Origin of the sequence: Kitasatospora sp. NPDC048540 (assembly GCF_040651175.1) — a bacterium.
Taxonomy (GTDB): domain Bacteria; phylum Actinomycetota; class Actinomycetes; order Streptomycetales; family Streptomycetaceae; genus Kitasatospora.
Genome location: NZ_JBEZIR010000178.1, coordinates 1 through 14,337 on the forward strand (window position 1 = coordinate 1; position 14,337 = coordinate 14,337).

Below are 14,337 nucleotides of genomic sequence, written 5' to 3' on the forward strand. Positions count from 1 at the left end.
CCAGAGCAGGGGGCAGCGGTGCTCGGCCGCGAGGGACAGCACGCCGTGGGTCAGCGTGGTGAGGGCCCCTCTCGCCCGTTGCGGGCACCGGACGGCGGCGACCTGCGGACCTGGCCGGTCCGGCCGCCGACGTGGATCCCGTGACGGCCCGCTAGACTCCCGATAACCCGGGACCGCGCCCTCGACGCCGGCCCCGCAGCCTGGCTGACTCAGCCCTCCTTCTGCGAAAGCGCGCTGGAATGACCTCTGCTCCGACCATGGCGAAGCCGGCACGATTCGGCCGCCGGTCACGTGTCCGGGCGGCCGGATCCGGCGACGGACAGACGCCGCGCCGCCCCCGTCTGTACGCACTCGACGGTATGCGTCTGCTGGCGGCGCTGAGCGTGCTGTCGTTCCACTGGACCGCCTACGTCGGCATCGACGGCATCTGGCAGGGCGTCACCCCGCGGGAGGTCCTCCCCGCGGTGAACCACCTCGCCGCCTACGGCTGGCTCGGTGTCGAGCTGTTCTTCGTGATCAGCGGCTTCGTGATCTGCATGAGCTGCTGGGGCAAGAGCGCCGGGGAGTTCTTCGTGTCCCGGGTCACCCGGCTCTACCCCGCCTACTGGGCCGGGATCGGGCTGAGCACCCTGGTGATCCTCGGGATGTCGAAGTACGCCAGGACCACCGCGGGTGACGGCCTCGGGGCCCAGACCGTGCTGGCCAACCTCACCATGCTCCAGAACGCGCTCGGCTTCCGGCACGTGGACGGCGTGTACTGGACGCTGTGGGCGGAGCTGAGGTTCTACCTGATCTTCGCGATAGTCGTGGCGATGGGGCTCACCTACCGCAAGGTGGTGGCGTTCTGCGGCATCTGGACCATCCTCGCGGTGCTCGCCCCGGCGTCGGGCTGGCCGCTGCTGGTCACGCTGGCGATGCCCGACGAGTCGCCGTTCTTCATCGCCGGCGTCGGCATGTTCCTGATGTACCGGTTCGGCCAGAACATGCTGCTGTGGGGCATCGTCGGGTTCAGCTGGCTGCTCGCGCTGTCCCGGATCGGCTCGATCCAGCGGATCTACGTCGAGGTGCTGCACCACCCGCTGTCCTGGAAGGTGATGGCCGGCGGGATGACGCTGGCCTTCGCGCTGGTCCTGGCGGCCGCACTCGGCCTGTTCAACTGGATGCAGTGGAAGTGGCTCACCGTCGCGGGTGCGCTCACCTACCCGCTGTACCTGATCCACCAGGAGGCCGGCTGGGCGACCATCCACTTCTGGCTGACCCACGGCCTCGGCGTGCGCGCCGCGCTGGGCGTCACCCTGGTGATGGCCCTGCTGACCGCCTACCTGATCCACCGGCTGGTGGAGCGTCCGCTGTCCAAGGTGCTCAAGCGCGGTCTCGACCGCTCGATGGTCTCCCTGAGGCGCGAGTCCTCGACCCCCCAGGCACCGAAGCACTGACTGTCGAGCGCCGCTCCGCCGGGCCCGACACCGAAACACGCTGGGATATAACTGATGCCACGTCCCGACGCGGACACTCTGGGCCCGTCCACGGGCGCACCGGCCGGGTCCACCACCGCGGGTGCGGTCGCGACCCGGCGGGCCGGCCGGCTCGCCTGGGCGGTCCGGTACATCTGGATCTGGCCCACGCTGGTGACCCTGGCCGTCGTCTCCTACCGCGCCTCGACGCCGGAGATGGGCCAGGACGAGCTGATCAGCTGGTCCATGACGATCCGCAGCACCCATCAGATCCTCGCGACCGTGCACAACGTGGACGCCGTGCACGCCGCGTACTACCTGCTGCTGCACGCCTGGACCGAGGTGTTCGGCAACTCGCTGTTCAGCATGCGGGTCCCGGGCATCCTCGCGATGACCGGTGCGGCCGCGTTCGTGTCGCTCTCCGCCCGGCTGCGGTTCGGCAACTGGGCGGCGCTCACCTCGGGCCTGGTGTTCGCGCTGATCCCGGCGGTCACCCGGTACGCGCACGACATCCGGTCCTACCCGCTGGTGGTGTTCTTCGTCGCGGCGGCGACCTGGCTGCTGCTGCGGGCCCTGGACCGGCCGAGCTGGTGGCGCTGGCTGGCGTACGCGCCCGCGGTGGCCGCCGCCGGGGTGTTCCACCTGGTGTCCCTGGTCTTCCTCGGCGGGCACGGCGTGGTGGTGCTGATCCGGACCGTCGCCGAGCGCAGGCCGCGGTACCTGGTCGGGTTCGTGCCGGCAGCGCTGGCCGCGGTGGCGTGCACCCTGCCGGTGGTCCGGCTCGGGGACCGTCAGGTGGGCCGGCAGCTGAACTGGCTGTTCCGGCCGACCTACCAGGACCTGCCCACCATCTGGCCGGGGCTGTTCGCCGGCACCATGGTCGGCGTGGCGATCCTGATCTGTGCCGGGCTCCCGCTGGCCTGGCGCCGGGGCCGGCTGCCGGCCCTGGAGTTCGCCCTGATGGGGGCGGTCCCGATCGCCGCGGTCTGGGTGGCCTCGACCGAGGGCCAGGTGTCCTACTGGCTGGCCCGCTACGTGCTGTTCACGCTGCCCGCCTGGGCGGTGCTGGCCGGTGCCGGCATCGCGGCCGTGCGGCCGCGCAAGCTCGGCGCCGGGGTCCTGGTGGGTCTCGCGCTGCTGGCGGGCCCGGACCAGGGCTTCATGCGGACGGTCGGCTCCCACGACTGGTTCACCTACCCGGCGCCGCCGCCGTACGGGCTCTCCACCCACACCGTGGACTTCCGCGGCGCGGCCAGGATCCTGGAGGCGGGCTACCGGCCCGGGGACGGCGTGGTCTACCTGCACGGACCGGTGGCCTACCGCTCGGTCGACTACGGCGTCGGCTCCGAACTGCCGAAGTCGATCAAGATGCGGGACGTCTTCGTCCAGGAGACCGCCATCGACCGCAACGACATCTGGGCGACGTTCTGCGCCGAGCCGGTCAAGTGCCTGGGCAGCGAGCCGCGGCTGTGGGTGGTCACCCTGGGCGTGGAGGCGGACAACCCGTTCCCCACCTTCCCGAAGAACGAGGTGGACGCGATCAAGAGCGCGTACACCGTGACCGAGGTGCACCGGCTGGCCGACATGACGGTGACCCTGGTCGACCGGACACCCGGCCACTGAGCCACCACGACAACGGCCGAGGGGCCCGTGCACCGGCACGGGCCCCTCGGCCGTTTCGCGTTCCCCGCCGGGCGGGGCGGGAGAGCGGGCTCAGACGGCCGACCACAGGGCGCGGACGGAGGCCTCCAGATCGCGGGAAGGGGCCCAGCCCAGCTCCGCCCGTGCCGCGGAGATGTCCAGCTGCTGCCACTCGGTCTCCGGCCCGCTGCCCTCGGGCGCCGGCACCTCGGTGATCTCGGTGGGCACGCCGCTGACCGCGATCAGCGCCTCCACGGTCTCCCGGGCGGAGGTCGCGGATCCGGTGCCGATGTTGAGGACCGGCGAGAGCGTCCGGCCGTCCAGCGCGGCCACCACGGCGTCCACGGTGTCGGCCAGGTCGACGAAGTCGCGCTGGGCGGTGAGCGGGGCGAGCGAAAGCTCGGCGGTCACGCCCTCGGCCCGGGCGGCGGCGAGCTTGGCCGCCATCACACCGAGCAGGCTGTGCGCGGGCTGGCCGGCCCCCACCACGTTGCCCAGCCGCAGCACCACGGCGTCCAGGCCCCGGGTCCGCACCGCCTCCGCGATCAGCTCGGTGGCCTGCAGCTTCAGCTGCCCGTAGACCATCGACGGGTGCGGCTCGCTGTCCTCGGCGAGGCTGACGCCCACCGGGCACAGCCCGTACTCGTGGACGGTGCCCAGGTGCACCAGGCGCGGCGCCTGCGGCATCGACTCCAGCGCCTTGAGCAGCCGGGTCACCATGCCGACGTTGGCACCGACCATCTGCTCGTCGGTCAGGCCCCACATGCCGCCGGCCGCGTTCACCACGACGTCGATCCGCTCGGCGGTCAGCAGCGCGGCGAGGTCGGCCTCGGAGTCCTCGGTGAGGTCGAACCGGGCGAAGGTGCCGGGCAGCGGGCGGGCCGGCTCCTTGCGGGCGATGGTCAGCAGGTGGTGCCCGCGCCCGGCGAGCGCGGTGCAGATCTCCCGGCCGATGAAGCCGGTGCCGCCGAGGACGGCCACGCGCGGCAGGGTCTGGCTGGTGACGGACATCTCGATGGCTCCGGGGTGCGAGTCGGTCGGGTCTGGTACGGGTGCGGCCGGGCCCGGCGGGCGGCCCGCGCGGATCAGCGCGGGTCGGTGCCGGCGACGTGCCGCAGCATGGTCCGGGCGCCGCCGCTCTGCTTGGCCTTCAGCGCGCCGGGCACCATGGTCAGGGCGTGGATCCGGGAGGACAGGTGCCGGCGGGAGGCCTTGGCGGCGCCCGGCCAGCCGTGCTGGTCCAGACGGTCCGCGACCTCCATGAAGAAGCGGTTGGCCTCGGTGAACCGGGCGCCCGTGAACGCCTGCTTGGAGGAGATCGAGACGGCGTGCCGGCGGTACTGGAAGCACACCGTGTCGGAGATCAGCATCCGCTCGCCGGCCTGCAGCAGGTCGATCACCAGGGCCAGGTCCTGGGTGACCTCCAGGTTGTCCCGGAAGCCGGCCGCACGGACGGCCTCGGTGCGCCAGCAGATGGACGGGAAGAACAGCCAGTTGCCGCGCAGCAGGCTGGTCGCCAGCTCCTCGCCCCCCATCACCAGGGTGCCGTCGACCTTGGGCGCGTACAGCCGCCGCTTGGCCTGGTCGACCAGTCCGTCGGAGGGCTGCCCGGCGCCGTCGATCACCCGGACACCGGGCTGGACCATGCCGATGCCCGGCTCGGCGGCCAGCGCGGCCCGCACGGTGGCGACGTACTCGGGGAGCATCACGTCGTCGGTGCCCATCATCACGAAGTGCTCTTCGCGGACCAGGCCCAGGCACTTGCGGTAGTTGCCGGTGACGCCGAGGTTCTGCTCGTTGCGCTGGTAGGAGACCCGGTCGTCACCGAGCTCGGCGAACCAGCCGGGGACGTCGGGCTCCTTGCCGTCGTCCACCACGGTCAGGCGCCAGTTCGGGTCGCTCTGGGCCAGGATGCTGCGTACGGCGGTCTGCATCAGGGAGACATCGCCGTAGTAGGGCAGCATGATGTCGAGAGTGGTCATGAACTGGGCACCTGGGTTTCGCGGTGGACGGGGCGGGGGATCAGCGGTCGCTCAGGGCCTTGCGGTACCGCAGGCACTCCTCGTAGTCCGGCAGCAGGCCGGTGGCGAGGGCCTCGGCCAGCGAGGGCGCCGCCGCGTCGCGGGCGGACAGCTGCGGGGTGCCGGCCGGCCACTCGATGCCGAGCTCCGGGTCGAGCGGGTGCACCGCGTGCTCGCCGGTCGGGTTGTAGGTCTCGGAGCAGACGTAGCTCAGGGTGGCGTCGTCGCTCAGCGCGCAGAAGCCGTGGCCGAGGCCCTCGGAGATGTACACCGCGCGCCGGTCGACGTCGTCGAGCCGGACGAACTCCCACTTCCCGAAGGTGGGGGAGCCCAGCCGCAGGTCCACCACGACGTCCAGCACCGCACCGCGCACGCAGGTCACGTACTTGGCCTGACCGGGGGGCACGTCGGCGAAGTGGATGCCGCGCACGACGTCCTTGGCCGACACCGAGAGGTTGGCCTGCGCCATCCGCAGCGGGTGCCCGACGACCTCCGCCAGGTGGTCGAAGCGGTACCACTCCATGAACAGCCCGCGCGGGTCGCCGTGCAGCTGCGGGGTGATCTCCCAGGCGCCCTCGATCGAGAGCTCGCGGAACTTCACTTGCCGTCCTCCTCGTCCAGCAGGTCCAGCAGGTACTGGCCGTAGCCGCTCTTGAGCAGCGGCTCGGCGAGCGCGCGCAGTTCGTCGTCGGAGACGAACCCGGCCCGCCAGGCGGTCTCCTCGACGCACCCGATCTTGAAGCCCTGCCGCTCCTCGATGACCCGGACGAACTCCGAGGCCTGCACCATCGACACGAACGTGCCGGTGTCCAGCCAGGCGGTGCCGCGGTCGAGGACGGTCACCTGCAGCTCGCCGGCCTGGAGGTAGGCGTCGTTCACCGCGGTGATCTCCAGCTCGCCGCGCGCGCTGGGGGTGATGGTGCGTGCGATCTCCACCACACGGTTGTCGTAGAAGTACAGACCCGGCACCGCGTAGCGGGACTTCGGCCGGACCGGCTTCTCCTCGATCGAGATGACCTGGCCGGCGTCGTCGAACTCGACCACGCCGTACGCGGTCGGGTCGGCCACCGGGTAGGCGAACACCAGGCCGCCCTTGGGGTCGGTGCGCTCGGCGAGGCGGGTGCCGAGACCGCTGCCGTGGAAGATGTTGTCGCCGAGGATCAGCGCGACCGGCTGGTCGCCGATGAAGTCCGCGCCGAGGACGAAGGCCTGGGCGATGCCCTCGGGCCGCTCCTGGACGGCGTACTGCAGGTCGAGGCCGAGCTGGGAGCCGTCACCGAGCAGACGCTGGAACTGCTCCTGGTCCTGCGGGGTGGTGATGATCAGGATCTCGCGGATCCCCGCCATGACGAGGGTCGACAGCGGGTAGTAGATCATCGGCTTGTCGAACACCGGGAGCAGTTGCTTCGAGACGGCCCGAGTCAGCGGCCAGAGGCGGGAACCGGTGCCGCCCGCAAGGAGGATGCCACGCATGGGGGTCACCTTACGTGGCGGCGCAGCAGCCTCATAACCCACCCGCCGCCCTGCGGCCGGGGCGGTGGGGGGCCGTTCGGGGGGGACGCTAGACTCGACGCACTATGCGCATTCTCGTCACCGGCGGCGCCGGTTTCATCGGCTCCCAGTTCGTCCGTTCGGTTCTGTCGGCCGACCCGACGGCGGCCATCACGGTCTTCGACAAGCTGACCTACTCCGGTGTCGAGGAGAACCTCGCCCCGGTCGCCGGGCACGCCGGCTACAGCTTCGTGCGCGGCGACATCTGCGACGTGGACGCCGTCGACCAGGTGATGCCCGGTCACGACGCGGTGGTCCACTTCGCCGCCGAGTCGCACGTCGACCGCTCGATCGCGGGCGCCGGCCCGTTCGTGATGACCAACGTGGTCGGCACCCAGGTGCTGCTGGACGCGGCCCGCAAGCACGGCGTCGGCCGCTTCGTGCACGTGTCCACCGACGAGGTCTACGGCTCGATCACCGAGGGTTCCTGGACCGAGGAGTGGCCGCTCGCGCCGAACTCCCCGTACTCCTCCTCCAAGGCGGGCTCCGACCTGCTGGCGCTGGCCTACCACCGCACCCACGGCATGGACGTGGTGGTCACCCGCTGCTCCAACAACTACGGGCCGTACCAGTTCCCCGAGAAGGTCATCCCGCTCTTCACCACCAACCTGATCGACGGCAAGCGCGTCCCGCTGTACGGCGACGGCGGCAACATCCGCGACTGGCTGCACGTCTCGGACCACTGCCGCGGCATCGAGCTCGCCCTGCACAAGGGCCGGGCCGGCCAGGTCTACAACATCGGCGGCGGCGTCGAGCTGACCAACAAGGAGCTCACCGGCCTGCTGCTGGACGCGGCCGGCGCCGGCTGGGACATGGTCGACCGGGTCCAGGACCGCAAGGGCCACGACCTGCGCTACTCGCTCGACATCACCAAGATCCGCGAGGAGCTCGGCTACGAGCCGCAGGTCCGCTTCGAGGAGGGCCTCGCCTCCACGATCGCCTGGTACCGCGACAACCGCGCCTGGTGGGAGCCGCTCAAGGTGAAGGCCGCGCAGCAGTCGTGACCAAGTCGGCCACCGCGGCTGCGCGGAGACCCTCGCCGCTGGCGAAGCTGCTCAACACCCTGCCGCCGGGCACCCAGCTGGTGGTCGGCGGCACGGTCGTGCTCGGAGCGGCCTCCTACATCCACCTGATGGCGGCCGGCCACGGCCTGGCCACCGACGACATGGCATCCGTCTCGGTACTGTGGACGATCCTGATGTCGGTCGGGCTCGGACTGTTCTTCCCGGTCGAGCAGGAACTCACCAGGCTGGTCGCCGCGCAGCGGGTCGCCGAGCAGGGCGTCAGCGGACTGGTCCGCCGCACGCTGATGCTCACCGCCGGCCTGCTCGCGGTACTGGCGGCCGGCCTCGCCGCCGCCGCCCGCCCCCTGGCCGACACCTTCTTCAACGGGCGCCTCGACATGGTCGCGGCGCTCGGTCTCGCCTTCGCCGCGATGGCGGTCGGCAACGTCACCCGCGGTGTGCTGGCCGGCCTCGGCCGCTTCGGCCCGTACGGCATGCAGCTGGGCATCGACGGCGGTCTGCGGATCGCGCTCGCGGTCGCCTTCGCGCTGGCCGGCGTCCGCTCCCCGCTGGCCTACGCGCTGATCCTCACCGCCGCGCCGCTGGTCTCCGTGCTCCTGACCCTGCGCCCGGTCCTCGGCGGGATCGAGCGCGGGACGGCGCCCGCCTGGCGGGTGCTGGTGGCGGGCCTGGTCCCGCTGGTCTGCTCCACCCTGCTCTCCCAGGTCGTGGTCAACGCGGCGGTGGTCAGCACCAAGCTGCTCGCCCCCGCCGACGGCGCCCTGGTGGCCGGCCTGCTGAACGCGATCGTGCTGGCCCGGGTGCCGCTGTTCGTCTTCGGCTCGCTCCAGGCCTCGCTGCTGTCCGGGCTGTCCACCGCCGCCGCGGCGGGCGACCGGGGCGCCTTCTCCAAGCTGCTGGCCCGCACCTGTCTGGTGGTCACGGCGCTGGGCGCGCTCGGCGGCGTGCCGGCCACCTTCCTCGGCCCCTGGCTGATCCGGGTGCTGTTCGGCGCCCAGGACGTGCTGGGCCGGGCGGACTTCTTCTGGATGTCGGCCGGTACCCTCTGCTACATGCTGGCCATGGTGCTCGGCCAGGCCCTGATGGTGCTCCACCGGCACGGGATCCAGCTGCTCTGCTGGGTCCTCGCCACCCTGGTCCTGCTCGGCGTCACGCTGCTGCCGGGCGAGGTCGCCACCCGGGTCTGCCTGGCCTACACCGCGGGCTCGCTGACCGCCGCGCTGGCGATGGCGTCGGCGCTCTGGCTAACCTTCCTCCGGGCCCGTCCCGACAGCGGGAACACCATCGCGGGCGACCCGCGCCGCACCACACTCGTGGACTCGGCGTGACCCGCGGGGGCCTTCGTGCCGCCCGTCCTCTCCCCATCTCTACCTTGCGGCCAGGGGCTGCAGCATGGAGCAACGATGTCCGACTATGACGACGTGTGGCTGGTCATCCCGGCCTACAACGAGGGAACCGTCATCGCCGACGTAGTGGAGAACGCCCGCAAGGTGTTCCCCAACATCGTGGTGGTGGACGACGGCAGCACCGACAACTCCTCCGAGCACATCATGACCACCGGCGCCCACCTGGTGCGCCACCCGGTCAACCTCGGCCAGGGCGCCGCCCTGCAGACCGGCCTCGCCTACGCGCTCAAGCAGCCCGGCGCCCAGTACTTCGCCACCTTCGACGCGGACGGCCAGCACCAGACGCCGGACGTGGAGAAGATGGTCGCGCTGCTGCGCGCCGACGAAGCCGACGTGATCCTCGGCTCGCGCTTCATCGAGCAGACCGGCGAGGTCCCGTGGATCAAGCGGGTCGTGCTGCGCACCGCCGCCACGCTCAGCCCCACCGCCCGCAAGCTCAACCTGACGGACTCCCACAACGGCCTGCGGGTCCTGAACCGGACCGCGGCCGCCAAGGTCCGGATCACCATGAACGGCATGGCCCACGCCTCCGAGCTGGTGGCCTTCCTCGCGTCCTCCGGGCTGCGGGTGGCCGAGGTGCCGGTGGACATTCTTTACACCGAGTACTCCCGGTCCAAGGGCCAGTCCCTGATCAACGGCGTCAACATCCTCTTCGACATCTCGCTCCGGGAGCGTGCGCGCAAATGAAGTACATCTGGATCCAGCTGCTGCTGCTGGCCGGGACCGGCATCCTCGTGCTGATGTTCGTGCGCCGGTGGGACGCCGCGCACACCCGGGCCTGGAAGCGGATGGCCTTCGCGGCGTTCGTGGTCGCCAACGTGTACGCGGTGTTCCGTCCCCAGGACGTCAACTGGGTGGCCAACCAGCTCGGCGTCGGCCGCGGCGCCGACCTGGTGCTGTACCTGCTGGTCGTCGCGATGGCCTTCATGACCCTCAACACCTTCATGCGCTTCCGCTCGCTGGAGGCCAAGCTCACCGACCTGGCCCGCGCCATCGCCGTCAACGACGGCCAGCGGGCCAACGCGGAGCGCCTCGGCGAGGTCGAGGGCCGGCCCGCGGCCGAGTCCGAAAAGGTCGGCCAGTAGCCGGCCGCACCACCCGCGCGCAGCTCTCACCAGGTTCGGAGACCGAGGTCATGCAAACGATTGTCACGGCCGCCGAGCCGACGGCCATACGCCCGGCCCCGGTCAGGCGGCGGACCTCGTGGTTCGCCCGCCTCACACTGACCGGGGCCGAGGCGTTGTCCGGTGTCGTGGTCGCGCTGGCCTTCACCTGGCTGTCCATGCGGATCCACGTCAACCCGATGACGCGGATCGGGCAGGTCAGCGGGCTGGCGGCGCTGCAGCTCCGGTTCCTGCTGGCCTTCGTCGTGATCGCCTCCCTGCTGTGGACCCTGAGCCGCTGGGGTGCCCGCACGCTGGCCCTCCGGGTGGCCTGCGGATCGCTGGCCGGCCTGGCGACCGGCCTCTACGCCGGCGGTATCGCAGTCGCACTGCGGGGAACGGCGTGGCCGCTCAACGGCGACGGCGGTGACGCCGGGCAGGTGCAGACCTGGGCCATGGGCCTGCTCCAGGGCAAGCCGATCTCCAGCGTCTACCCGCCGATCTTCCCCCACCTGATGGCCTGGTGGACCGAGCACCTCAACCCCGGCCGGCCCGGGGCGGCGCTGAAGATCCTCACGCTGCTGATCGTCGCGCTGGCCGGGCCCGCCGCCTACCTCGCCTGGCGGCTCGTCCTCCCGCCGCTGTGGGCGCTCGGGGTGGGCGTGGTGGCGAGCTACCCGATCCTCAACGCGGTGAAGCCGTACGCCGACGTCGTCCTGATCGTCCTCGTCCCGCTGCTCGCGCGGCTGCTGACCGGGATGCTGAACGCCTCGCGGCTGTCGGCGCCGAAGGCCATCCTCCAGGGCCTGCTCTTCGGCCTGGGACTGTCCGGGCTGTTCCTGCTCTACTCCGGCTGGTTCGTCTGGTCCGCGCCCGGGGTGTTCGCCTGCCTGGCCCTCACCCTGGTCAAGACCTGGCGCGAGGGATGGCCCGTGATGGGGCGGGCGCTGCTGCTGCTCGCCACCACCGGGGCGGTCTTCCTGGTGGTGAGCGGCTCGTACCTGCTGCGACTGCTGGCCGGCTCGGGGACACCCGACACCTACATGTACTTCGACACCGGGGTGGACCCCGCGTACTTCCTGATGTGGCAGGGGGACATGCCCGGCGCGGTCGGCAGCGGGCCCTGGCCGGTCCCGGGCGAGCTCGCCGGCGTCGGGGCGTTCGCCGTCCTGCTGCTGGCCGGTCTGGTGACCGCGCTGTGGCTCGGCTCCGACCAGCCCGCGGTGCAGCTGGCGGCCTTCTCCGTGCTCGGGGCCTTCGGCCTGCGCTACTGGTTCGCCTCGCACATGGAGCGCGACGGCGCGGTGCAGCTGTACCCGCGGACCTCGGAGGAGCTGCTGTACTGCCTGCTGGTCCTGGCGGGGCTGGCCTGCTACCTGGCCGTGCGCCGGCTGGGCGAGCGGCCCCGCACCGGCCGGGCGGCCGAGCGGCTGGCGGGCGTCCCGGGCCTGCGGGTCAGCGGTGCGGTCCTGTGCGGACTGGCGCTGTTCTTCTCGATGGCCGGCTCGGCCACCGTCGACCGCTTCATGCCGGCCGACCCGGCCCGCAACACCTGGGGCCAGATGGCCTGGTACGCGCACAACCTGCGCAACCCGGACGGCAGTTGCCCCACCTACTCGTTGCCGCAGGTCTGCAAGCGCTGATCCGGCGCCCACCGCGCGAACGCCGCAGGCCCCGCACCCGGTCCAGGGTGCGGGGCCTGCTGCTGTGTCCGCTGCCTGCGGCGCCGGCTTCGTCAGGAGCCCGCCGCGACCTCGTGCTCGACGACCGCCGCGGGAGCGGGGGAGGGGACCGGCACGGCCGCCGGGACGGTCACGGTCACGGTGGTGGCGGTGGCGGTGGCGGTGGCGGTGGCGGTGGTGGTGGCGGTGGCGGCGGTGCGGCGGCGCACCAGCCGGGCGCGGAACCGGCCGAGGTCGTCGTAGGAGAGGTTCTTCATCCGCAGCGCGGGCTTCTCGACCAGGTACCAGGAGACCACGGCCGCGCAGACGGTCAGGGCGACGGTGACCGCGTTGAAGGTGGTGATCCCCCAGCGGTTCCAGTGGAAGGCCACCAGGCACTGCTGCGCCAGGTAGCCGTAGATGTAGATGCCGTACGAGAAGTCGGCCCGGGCGCCGATCCTGGTGAGCGGGCGCGGGGTGTTCAGCGCGAACCAGATCACCAGGTAGGCGAAGGCCGGCACGCCGACCAGCACGAACGCCCCGTACCGCATGGTCACCGCCATGGCCACCAGGGCGCAGAGCGCCAGCGGGGCGTTGAGCGGGATCCGGTCCCGGTAGAGCTGGGCGGCGGCGCCGAGGCCGAAGATGAACATCAGCGGGATGACGTTCTCGGCGCTCATGTAGCCGAGGAACGGCAGCACCCAGCCGGTCTGGTACGGGGCGTAGAACGGGGCCTTGAGGTGCGGGTAGTCCAGGGCCAGCAGGAACAGGTGCAGGTACGCGGCGCCCAGCAGGACCAGCACCACCCAGCGGGCGCGGCGCAGGACGCCGACCGCGGCGAGGCCCGCGACGGTCAGGTAGCAGAGCATCTCTATGCCCAGGGACCACAGCGAGCCGTCCAGCGCGCCCGGGTGGATGTTGTGCCCGAGCAGGTCGGATATGCCCCACTCGTTGATGCCCAGACTCCAGTTCGCCTGGATGTAGTGCCAGGGGCCCCGCGGGTGGTCGAACAGGTGGGTCAGGCTCATCCGTTCGTGGTGGGCCAGGATCGGCGCCACCACGAACGCGGTCGCCGCCAGGCACAGCCAGAACGCCGGCATGATCCGCACCAGCCGGTGCCACATGAACCGGCCCACGCTCAGCCGCTGGGCACTGCGGGTGATCAGCAGTCCGGAGAGGACGAAGAAACCGCAGACCGCCATTGGTCCGAGGCTGGTCTGGCCCCGGCTGAAATGAACGCCGGGGTAGTCGCGCCCGTACCCGAGGCCGGGCGCGTGGGAGAAGATCACCGCCGTCGCGAAAACCAGCCGAAGCGCGCCCATGCCATTGGTGTTGCTCCACCTGCTCGCGAGTGTCGCTCGCTCTCGGAGGGGGGCGCGCTTGCGAAACATGCTCTGGAGCTCCTGTGGCCTCTGGTCTGAAGCGGGCGCGCGGGACGGCACCGGACTGATGTTCTCACACCCGATCTCCACAAAGGAGGCACCGGCATTTGGCTGCCGCAGCCGATCGGCAGCCGTTATCGATTCGATGCGGACGCGGTGAATTCGGCGCCTTCACGGCGCCGTGAATTTCGGGCATTGGGTGTGTATCGGTCGTGAATTGCGCCACCATCCGGGGCGATTCGGGAAGCCCCGCGACCGGGTCCCCGGGTGGGCCGCGCAGGCCGCGCCGGTGGCAGGTAGGTCGTACGCCATGGGACAATCCGGGACGGCCCGGACCGGTCCGGACACCCCGCACCGACCCGCCCCGACGGCTGCCGGGCGCGTCCCTGCTAGCCTCGCCGCTGGGGGCTGGTGGGATGTTCGTGGATCCGCAGCGCCGGCCGGACGGATCCGGCCTGGCCGCCCCGCCGCGACGTAGACCGCTTGACGGAAGTGAACATCACATGACTGATCTGGCCCCCGCCGTCACCGATGGTGCCGGCCACGAGGCGGCTCGGCCGGGCGGTGGGACCGCGGCGGTGAACGGCCCCGCCCGCACCTCCTGGACCTCCCGGCGCTGGGTGCTCATCGGCGCCGAGGCCCTGGTGAGCATCGCGGCCGCGCTCGGCTACACCTTCCTGTGCCGGCACATCAGCGTCAACCCGCTGAACCGGATCGGTCAGGTCAGCGGTCTCGCCAAGCTCCAGCAGTACGTCGCGCTGCTCGGTCTGCCGCTGCTGGCGCTGCTGGTGTACACCGCGTACCGGGGTTCGGCGCTGCGGCACCAGCTGGTGAAGCGGCTGGTGTGCGCAGCGCTCGCGGGCCTGTCCACCGGCGTGATCGCCGGCGGCGTGGTGGTCGCCCTGCGCGGCACCCCGTGGCCGCTGGGCGGCCAGGAGGGCGACCCGAGCGTCCTGATCGACATGGCGACCTCGCTGATGGACGGCAAGGGGATGTCGGGTGTCTATCCGCCGGGGTTCCCGGCGGCGATCGCTGCGTGGTCGGAGATCCGGTACGGCGGTGTGGGTGGTGCGGGGTACGCGTTGCACGATCT

General features: G+C 71.5%; 13 protein-coding genes. 8 read left to right on the top strand and 5 right to left on the bottom strand.

The features are described from left to right. The first annotated feature begins 257 nt into the window (after window positions 1–257). Window positions 258–1,436: an acyltransferase gene (locus AB0D08_RS37620; protein WP_359894857.1), complete on the top strand. Its 1,179-nt coding sequence runs from the start codon at window positions 258–260 to the stop codon at window positions 1,434–1,436. A 54-nt stretch (window positions 1,437–1,490) separates the two neighbouring features. Then, on the top strand, window positions 1,491–3,077 hold the full coding sequence (locus AB0D08_RS37625) for a glycosyltransferase family 39 protein (RefSeq protein ID WP_033822194.1): 1,587 nt from the start codon (window positions 1,491–1,493) through the stop codon (window positions 3,075–3,077). 90 nt (window positions 3,078–3,167) lie between these two features. On the opposite strand, the gene AB0D08_RS37630 is transcribed toward AB0D08_RS37625, so the two are convergent. The 4 genes from AB0D08_RS37630 to rfbA form a co-directional block, all read right to left on the bottom strand. Continuing rightward, window positions 3,168–4,106, bottom strand: coding sequence for an NAD(P)-dependent oxidoreductase (locus AB0D08_RS37630; RefSeq protein ID WP_359894858.1), 939 nt, complete (start codon window positions 4,104–4,106; stop codon window positions 3,168–3,170). A 74-nt stretch (window positions 4,107–4,180) separates the two neighbouring features. Further along, the gene (locus tag AB0D08_RS37635) at window positions 4,181–5,077 is read right to left on the bottom strand and encodes a glycosyltransferase family 2 protein (RefSeq protein WP_033822192.1); all 897 of its coding nucleotides are present in this window, start codon (window positions 5,075–5,077) and stop codon (window positions 4,181–4,183) included. A gap of 40 nt (window positions 5,078–5,117) precedes the next feature. Next, complete coding sequence (locus tag AB0D08_RS37640; protein WP_033822191.1) at window positions 5,118–5,717, bottom strand: dTDP-4-dehydrorhamnose 3,5-epimerase family protein; 600 nt, start codon at window positions 5,715–5,717, stop codon at window positions 5,118–5,120. Next, window positions 5,714–6,589: a glucose-1-phosphate thymidylyltransferase RfbA gene (gene rfbA, locus AB0D08_RS37645; RefSeq protein ID WP_033822190.1), complete on the bottom strand. Its 876-nt coding sequence runs from the start codon at window positions 6,587–6,589 to the stop codon at window positions 5,714–5,716. Before rfbA ends, AB0D08_RS37640 begins: the two co-directional genes overlap by 4 nt. Before the next feature lie 104 nt (window positions 6,590–6,693). On the opposite strand from rfbA, the gene rfbB reads away from it, so the two are divergent. The 5 genes from rfbB to AB0D08_RS37670 all read left to right on the top strand — a co-directional run bounded on the left by rfbB (window position 6,694) and on the right by AB0D08_RS37670 (window position 11,844). Further along, the gene (gene rfbB, locus AB0D08_RS37650; RefSeq protein WP_033822189.1) at window positions 6,694–7,671 is read left to right on the top strand and encodes a dTDP-glucose 4,6-dehydratase; all 978 of its coding nucleotides are present in this window, start codon (window positions 6,694–6,696) and stop codon (window positions 7,669–7,671) included. Continuing rightward, window positions 7,668–9,020, top strand: a complete 1,353-nt coding sequence (locus AB0D08_RS37655; protein ID WP_359894859.1) for a hypothetical protein — start codon at window positions 7,668–7,670, stop codon at window positions 9,018–9,020. The genes rfbB and AB0D08_RS37655 overlap by 4 nt, the downstream gene beginning before the upstream one ends. A gap of 75 nt (window positions 9,021–9,095) precedes the next feature. After that, a complete protein-coding gene (locus AB0D08_RS37660) occupies window positions 9,096–9,785 on the top strand; it encodes a glycosyltransferase family 2 protein (protein WP_033822188.1) in 690 nt (229 codons plus the stop codon). Then, window positions 9,782–10,183 carry a DUF2304 domain-containing protein gene (locus tag AB0D08_RS37665; protein ID WP_051813148.1) on the top strand — a complete coding sequence of 134 codons (402 nt, stop codon included), beginning with the start codon at window positions 9,782–9,784 and terminating at the stop codon, window positions 10,181–10,183. Before AB0D08_RS37660 ends, AB0D08_RS37665 begins: the two co-directional genes overlap by 4 nt. A gap of 50 nt (window positions 10,184–10,233) precedes the next feature. Then, entirely contained in the window at window positions 10,234–11,844 is a 1,611-nt protein-coding gene (locus AB0D08_RS37670; protein ID WP_359894860.1) for a hypothetical protein, read from the top strand. A gap of 92 nt (window positions 11,845–11,936) precedes the next feature. Here the strand turns inward: AB0D08_RS37670 and AB0D08_RS37675 are convergent, their stop codons facing one another. Next, entirely contained in the window at window positions 11,937–13,184 is a 1,248-nt protein-coding gene (locus AB0D08_RS37675) for an acyltransferase (RefSeq protein WP_359894861.1), read from the bottom strand. 563 nt (window positions 13,185–13,747) lie between these two features. Here AB0D08_RS37675 and AB0D08_RS37680 point away from each other — a divergent pair. Further along, the coding region (locus AB0D08_RS37680) for a hypothetical protein (protein WP_359894863.1) at window positions 13,748–14,337 on the top strand (590 nt) is incomplete at its 3' end.

What these genes read in the sequence shown, in the direction of transcription:
- AB0D08_RS37625 (WP_033822194.1), top strand. Translation starts at nt 1,491, where the DNA reads ATGCCACGTCCCGACGCGGACACTCTGGGCCCGTCCACGGGCGCACCG.
- AB0D08_RS37620 (WP_359894857.1), top strand. Translation starts at nt 258, where the DNA reads ATGGCGAAGCCGGCACGATTCGGCCGCCGGTCACGTGTCCGGGCGGCC.
- AB0D08_RS37665 (WP_051813148.1), top strand. Translation starts at nt 9,782, where the DNA reads ATGAAGTACATCTGGATCCAGCTGCTGCTGCTGGCCGGGACCGGCATC.
- AB0D08_RS37660 (WP_033822188.1), top strand. Translation starts at nt 9,096, where the DNA reads ATGTCCGACTATGACGACGTGTGGCTGGTCATCCCGGCCTACAACGAG.
- AB0D08_RS37675 (WP_359894861.1), bottom strand. Translation starts at nt 13,184, where the DNA reads ATGGGCGCGCTTCGGCTGGTTTTCGCGACGGCGGTGATCTTCTCCCAC.
- AB0D08_RS37635 (WP_033822192.1), bottom strand. Translation starts at nt 5,077, where the DNA reads ATGACCACTCTCGACATCATGCTGCCCTACTACGGCGATGTCTCCCTG.
- rfbA (WP_033822190.1), bottom strand. Translation starts at nt 6,589, where the DNA reads ATGCGTGGCATCCTCCTTGCGGGCGGCACCGGTTCCCGCCTCTGGCCG.
- rfbB (WP_033822189.1), top strand. Translation starts at nt 6,694, where the DNA reads ATGCGCATTCTCGTCACCGGCGGCGCCGGTTTCATCGGCTCCCAGTTC.
- AB0D08_RS37670 (WP_359894860.1), top strand. Translation starts at nt 10,234, where the DNA reads ATGCAAACGATTGTCACGGCCGCCGAGCCGACGGCCATACGCCCGGCC.
- AB0D08_RS37630 (WP_359894858.1), bottom strand. Translation starts at nt 4,106, where the DNA reads ATGTCCGTCACCAGCCAGACCCTGCCGCGCGTGGCCGTCCTCGGCGGC.